Source organism: Caballeronia sp., assembly GCF_049581465.1.
Lineage (GTDB): Bacteria > Pseudomonadota > Gammaproteobacteria > Burkholderiales > Burkholderiaceae > Caballeronia.
The window spans coordinates 1-5,782 of sequence record NZ_JBAUSA010000460.1; the positions used below are offsets into that span (position 1 = coordinate 1).

Annotated in this window: 5 protein-coding genes; 3 read left to right on the forward strand and 2 right to left on the reverse strand. The window is 57.6% G+C overall.

Translation table 11 applies throughout. The features are described from left to right. Positions 1-135 precede the first annotated feature (135 nt). Together WCA53_RS11410 and WCA53_RS11415 are read left to right on the forward strand one after the other, a co-directional pair. On the forward strand, positions 136-3,879 hold the full coding sequence (locus WCA53_RS11410; protein WP_423909429.1) for an RHS repeat-associated core domain-containing protein: 3,744 nt from the start codon (positions 136-138) through the stop codon (positions 3,877-3,879). A gap of 20 nt (positions 3,880-3,899) precedes the next feature. Continuing rightward, a complete protein-coding gene (locus WCA53_RS11415; protein ID WP_423909432.1) occupies positions 3,900-4,250 on the forward strand; it encodes a hypothetical protein in 351 nt (116 codons plus the stop codon). Positions 4,251-4,323: 73 nt separating this feature from the next. Here the strand turns inward: WCA53_RS11415 and WCA53_RS11420 are convergent, their stop codons facing one another. Together WCA53_RS11420 and WCA53_RS11425 are read right to left on the reverse strand one after the other, a co-directional pair. Next, the gene (locus tag WCA53_RS11420) at positions 4,324-4,545 is read right to left on the reverse strand and encodes a SymE family type I addiction module toxin (protein WP_423909435.1); all 222 of its coding nucleotides are present in this window, start codon (positions 4,543-4,545) and stop codon (positions 4,324-4,326) included. An 81-nt stretch (positions 4,546-4,626) separates the two neighbouring features. Then, the gene (locus tag WCA53_RS11425; protein WP_423909438.1) at positions 4,627-5,013 is read right to left on the reverse strand and encodes a helix-turn-helix domain-containing protein; all 387 of its coding nucleotides are present in this window, start codon (positions 5,011-5,013) and stop codon (positions 4,627-4,629) included. Between the two features lie 102 nt (positions 5,014-5,115). Between WCA53_RS11425 and WCA53_RS11430 the strand changes: the two genes are divergently transcribed. Beyond that, positions 5,116-5,782, forward strand: a 667-nt coding sequence (locus WCA53_RS11430) for a CHC2 zinc finger domain-containing protein (protein WP_423909442.1), incomplete at its 3' end; no start/stop codon positions are given.

Consider the following 5,782-nt stretch of genomic DNA (forward strand, 5'->3'; position numbering starts at 1 on the left):
TTTCGTGGCTCGGGCAATACGTTCTCACTGGGCGCGATTATCAGTGGTGGCCTTTCGGGTGGTTTTTACACCGAGGCCATTCCCGCGCCAAAAAATAACGCGTCCACATCCGCCAATTCGGGGTCCCGGCAGGCAATGACCAATGTAAATGGTCCAGGTTCAGACCGTGGCGACCCGATCGACATGGTGCACGGCAACTTCCTCTACGAACATCAGGACATCAAAACCGGCTACGGCGATTGGCCTGACAGCTTGAACTTCCAGCGCCTGTATAGCAGCGGGATGAAGAATCAGAGTGGCGTACTCGGCAAGGGGTGGACGCACAATTTTGACATTCGTCTTCGTACTTCCTCGGACGGTTTTATCGGAATGGGCGATCGGCTCGCGCTCGATGCGGTCGGGACTATCGTAGAACACAAGGCGTCGCTTGACCTCTTGAACGATCGGACTGAGCCGGCGGAAAAATTCCTCAGCGCGGTGGTGGCTCAACGTTGGTTCGGTGATCAACTGGTCGACAATACGCGAATCGTGACGTTTGGCCTTAACAGCGAAGTGTTTGCGCGACTGCCCGACGGCAGCTTTAGTGCGCCGCCCGGCAATGGTTCGTTTCTCAACGCGCAGTTTGGCGCCAATCGGATGATGTATCAGGCCGTCAATGGTGCGTACTATTCTTTCAACGTCGACAAGGTGAGTTTCTACTCACAGAAGGACGGCAAGAAAACGACCTTCGTCTGGAGCGGCAATCAACTCACCAGCGTAAACAACCATGCAGGCCGCACCCTGACGCTGACCTATGCGAATAACCGGCTGCAAAGCGTCAGTAGCCCACAGCAGACGGTGCGCTATACGTATGACGGCAACGACAATTTAGTCAGTGAGACTGATCCAGAGGGTTTCGCCACACGCTTCGAGTACGATCAACCTGGGCGTATGACAAAGTTCTATCAGCCAAGCTTTCCGAACACCCCAGTCGTCAGCAATACATATGACACACTCGGTCGCGTTAAGACGCAAACGAGCGCGGCGGGCCACCTGTTCAATTATTACTTCGCCGGCTCCCGCAGCGAGGAAGTAGGTCCTGGAGGATCGAGTCGCACAGATTACATCGACGCCGAGGGAAATCTGCTGCAGATGGCAGACCCTATGGGCAACTGGACACTTAAGGAGTATGACGGCCAGAACCGCTTGGTCCGCGAAACCCGTCCTGAGGGCAACCGCACCGAATATACCTACGATGACGCCAGCTGCTTGAGAGCTACCAATCCTGCCCGACTCTGTACGCACCAAATCGCAGCAGTATCACGGTTTCCCCGGGCCGGCACAGGTGACGCAGTACTGACACAGCGCTTCACCTATGACCCGAGTTGGGACACCCTCTCCACAGCTACGGACGCGAGGGGCCTGGTCACCACGAGCGTATATTCCGCTTATTCGCTGCAAAAGGTTATCCGGCCAATGGTGGGCGGCGTTGCGCCCACCACGAGCATCACCTACGAGTCCGTCACACTCCCAGGGACGCTGCCAACTTACCTCTACCGGCCGGTCCGCGTCACTGAAACAATCGACGCAACGCGAAGCACCGCAACGGCCATAAGCTACGGGGCCGACTTCACACCAGCGATCACGACCCAGGACGCGGACGGACTGGCGGTCAAGACTGTTACAACCTTCGACAATGAAGGACGATTGATCACCAACGAGCGTGATGGTTTTGAAACTGTCACAAATACCTACGACAAACGTGGCAACGTCACCCGCACCAATGCGAAACTGCTGGGCGTCGACGAGGTGATTGGCTATGACGCAGACAGCCGCGAGATCAGTCGCGGAGTTGCAGTGGTTGGTGGTGCCATGGTGACGTGCAAGCGTTACAACGCAATGGGTGATGTGGTGCGGGAATGGGGGCCGGCCAAGACCACGGGTGTGAGCACCTGTCCGGTCGAGGTCGCACCGACGCAGATCACCGACACGGCGTACGACGATCATCATCGCCCGTTCCGAGTTACGCGTTTTATGAGTGCGGCCGATGGCGGCAACCGGATAGCCGAGACGACGTACAACGCGGACGACAGCGTGAAGAGCATCCGCAAGGCAGTGAACTTAGGGCTTGAGCAAAGCTACGCGAGCTACGTGTACAACGGCAACGGTACGGTGGCGTCGACTACTGACGCGAAGGGCAATACGACGGTCAACCTATATGACGGCCACGACCGGTTGTATCGCACTCACTATCCACTGGACGGCCAACCGGGTAAGGGCGACGTAGGTAACTACGAGCAGTACACGTGGGATTCGAACAATAACCTGATCGCCATGAGAAAGCGCGATGGCCAGACGATCGGGCAGAGTTTCGATGCGCTGGACCGCCTCGCTACGCGTACGTTTCCGAGCGGGGTAAGCAACGTGCAGTACAGCTACGACCTGCGGGGCCTGAAAACCGCATCGCAGTACAGCAACGGCAGCCACACGGTGACTAACACCTACGACGGGATGGGCCAACTGACGCAGACGAGTGCTGGCGGGAGGACGCTGCGCTACGAGTATGATGAGGCGGGCAACATAAGTGCAATGACGTGGCCGGAAGGTTTCCGTGTGATGGCCGCCTACGACAGCTACCGTCGTCCGAGGTATGTGTCCTCGAGCAGTAGCGCGCATCTGGTGAGATACACCTATGACACATTGAACCGCGCGACGCTGTTGGAATTAGATAACGGCACACGCACGGAGCTTTCGTATGATGCGCAGGGTTGGCTAAGCAACAAGAACCACCGATTCACCGGCAGCACCGAGGACTGGGTGGGAAGTTTCACGCGCAACCAGCTCGGTGAGATAAAGCAGACGAGTGTGACGAACAACCAGTATGGGTGGACGTCCTCGGCGGTGAGCGTCGCATACAAGGCGAACGCGCTGAACCAGTACACCGTTGCGGGTGGCAAGGATCTGCGGTACGACGGCAATGGCAACTTGACAGGTGACGGGGCGTGGACATATGGCTACGATCTGGACAATCGGATGACGACTGCGAGCCGGACGGGCACAAACGCGACGCTTGGCTATGACCCGGAAGGACGGCTGATCCGGACCACGGTGAACGGGACAGAGACAAACCTCTTGTACGACGGGCAGCACTTGGTGGCGGAGTACGATAGTACGGGCAAGCTGACTCGGCGCTACATCTTTGTTCCGGGGTTGGAAGCGCCACTTGCGCAGTACGAGGGCATAAGCTGGGCCTCGGGCGCGGCAAGCTACTTGTACGCGGACCAGCAGGGCAGCATTGTGGCGCTGGCGAACAGTACGGGCGCTACGACGAGTAGCCAGGCGTATGGACCGTTCGGTGAGACCGAGGGCGCGCCGGCTTCGCGCTTCGCATACACAGGGCAGCAGTATCTGGCACCGTTGGGGCTGTACTATTACAAGGCCCGGATGTACTCGCCGACGCTGGGGCGGTTCCTGCAGACGGATCCTATCGGTACGAAGGATGATCTGAATCTGTATGCGTATGTGAAGAACAATCCGGTGAACTTTACGGATCCGACAGGGTTGCTTGCGAAAACCCAAACGGGAAGTAACTTCAATACCAATATAGCGGCGGCTCCAGCCACTGCGCCCAAGCTTGATGCACCAACGTTCACCATGCCGGCGACAGCGGCGGCAAATCAGGCTGCGGTTCAGGTTGCTGGCATGCCGTTTGAAGGTGCAGCGGGATCGTGGGCTTCGGCTATGCCGGGGAAGATGCCACAGTTGCGTATGTACGGCCCGAACGGAACTGCGTCGGTTGACATCGATATGGAAGCCCACCACGGGAACCTTGACCCACACGCTCACAATTGGGAGGGTACTGTCCGTGACCATGGGTGGCCTGTTTCAATACTGCCTTGAAAATGAAAATGGAAAATTCAATGCTGACTAAATGGAATAACTTCCACGACTGGTATCTAGACCGCCTAACCCTCGGACCGAATGAAGAACCTCGTGAACTGATCCTTGGCTTATATCTTGGAAATGAGCGCGTGCACGTGACGTTCGAAGGCGTGACGTGTTTTAGCCTTGAAGGTCTTGGGCTGCTGAACATCATATACAGCATCAAAATCGTCGAGGCGGCTGACAAGAATTATAAGGACGTGAGTGCCGCCTTGAACAAGGGCGAGCGGCTTTCCAAACGGATAGGCGCGAAGGTCGCGTTCATGTACTCCAGCCTCGGTGCCGAGCTTGCCATTGAGTTTGATTCACTGCGGATCGAATCAGCTTGACATGATGTGGGACGATAACGATCAAGGGTAGGAGCCGAAAAACGAAGGGCCGCTGACGCGGCCCTTCGTTGTTTTAAGCGGCGGTAATGATGAGTTTGCCGTGTTCGACGGTGATGCGCACTTGCTGGCCGGGGAGGAATCCGGCGTGTTCGATCCATCGGCCGGAGAGCTTGATCCACGGATAAAGCTTGGGCGGCTTGTTCAGGTGTGAAGGCCAGGCTTGGCGAAGAGACTGCTGAACCTTGACGGAGCGTTCAGGAAATCCAGCGGCTGCTTTATGATTGGCGTTAGCCATGGTCAACTCCTTGATTGAGTTGGTGGTGGTCAGCGGGTCGTGGATGCGTCAACATCTGCGGCCCGCGCTTTTACTTCTCTCTCATCTCGTCATCAGCTTGGTCATCTGCGAGCGTTTGACGAGACTGTCCATCAGGACGATCAGCGCCTGCTGATCCTCGTCCGAAAGCGAGTCCATCTGTTCGTAAAGCGCGTGCAACTTCGGGTTGTGAATGCGCGGTTCGGTCGGCGGTTCAAGGCCGACCAAAGAATCGACGCTGGTTTGCAAAACCTGAGCAATGCGCACGACCGCATCGAGCTGCGGTAATGACGCGCTTCGTTCCCATCGGTTGTAGACGCGCCTGTCCACGGCCAGCAATTCGGCCAAGCGAGCCTGGGTCATCTGTCGGGCTTCCCGCGCTTCGCGCAAGCGTGCGGCGAACTGCTCCATATCGTTCTCACATAACCAAAGATGAAGGGGTGTGGTCATTGTAAGAACCTCATGGAATCGGCCTGCTCAATAGCTATATTGTAGTCTCATCAATATGCTACTACAATGTCTATTGACAGGTTTTAGCCGAGAGGACGATCCATGGCCCGTATTCCCGAAACTGAGCTTGAGCGCATGAAGGCCGAGGTGTCGGTCGAGCAGCTCGTGCGTGCGCACGGGATTGAACTGGCGAAGTCGGGCAAGGACTTACGCGGGCGTTGTCCGTTTCATGCTGACGGCACGCCGTCACTGGTGGTGACGCCGTTGAAGAACCTGTGGCACTGCTTTGGCTGCGGGATCGGTGGGGGACCGGTGGACTGGGTCATGAAGGCGAACGGGATCTCGTTTCGGCACGCGGTGGAGTTGCTGCGGGAGGGGATTCCTTCTGTAGCCGCTATCGGGCCGGTGCGCTCGACAGTGCGGGTGCTGGAGTCGCCGGTATCGGTGAGCGCGGACGACGCGGCGTTGCTCGACCAGGTGGTGGACTACTACCATCAGACGTTGAAGGGCTCGCCCGAGGCGCTGGCGTATCTGGAGAAGCGCGGGATTGCGGGGGCGGTGGAGTACTTCAAATTGGGGTTTGCGAACCGGACACTTGGGCTTCGTTTGCCGCTGAAGAACCGTGGTGCGGGCGATGCGATCCGCAGCCGCTTGCAGAAGCTCGGCGTGATCCGCGAGAGCGGGCATGAACACCTGAACGGCAGCATCGTGTTCAACTGGCGTGACGAGGCGGGACATGTTGCGGGCTTGTACGGACGCAAGATCGGGG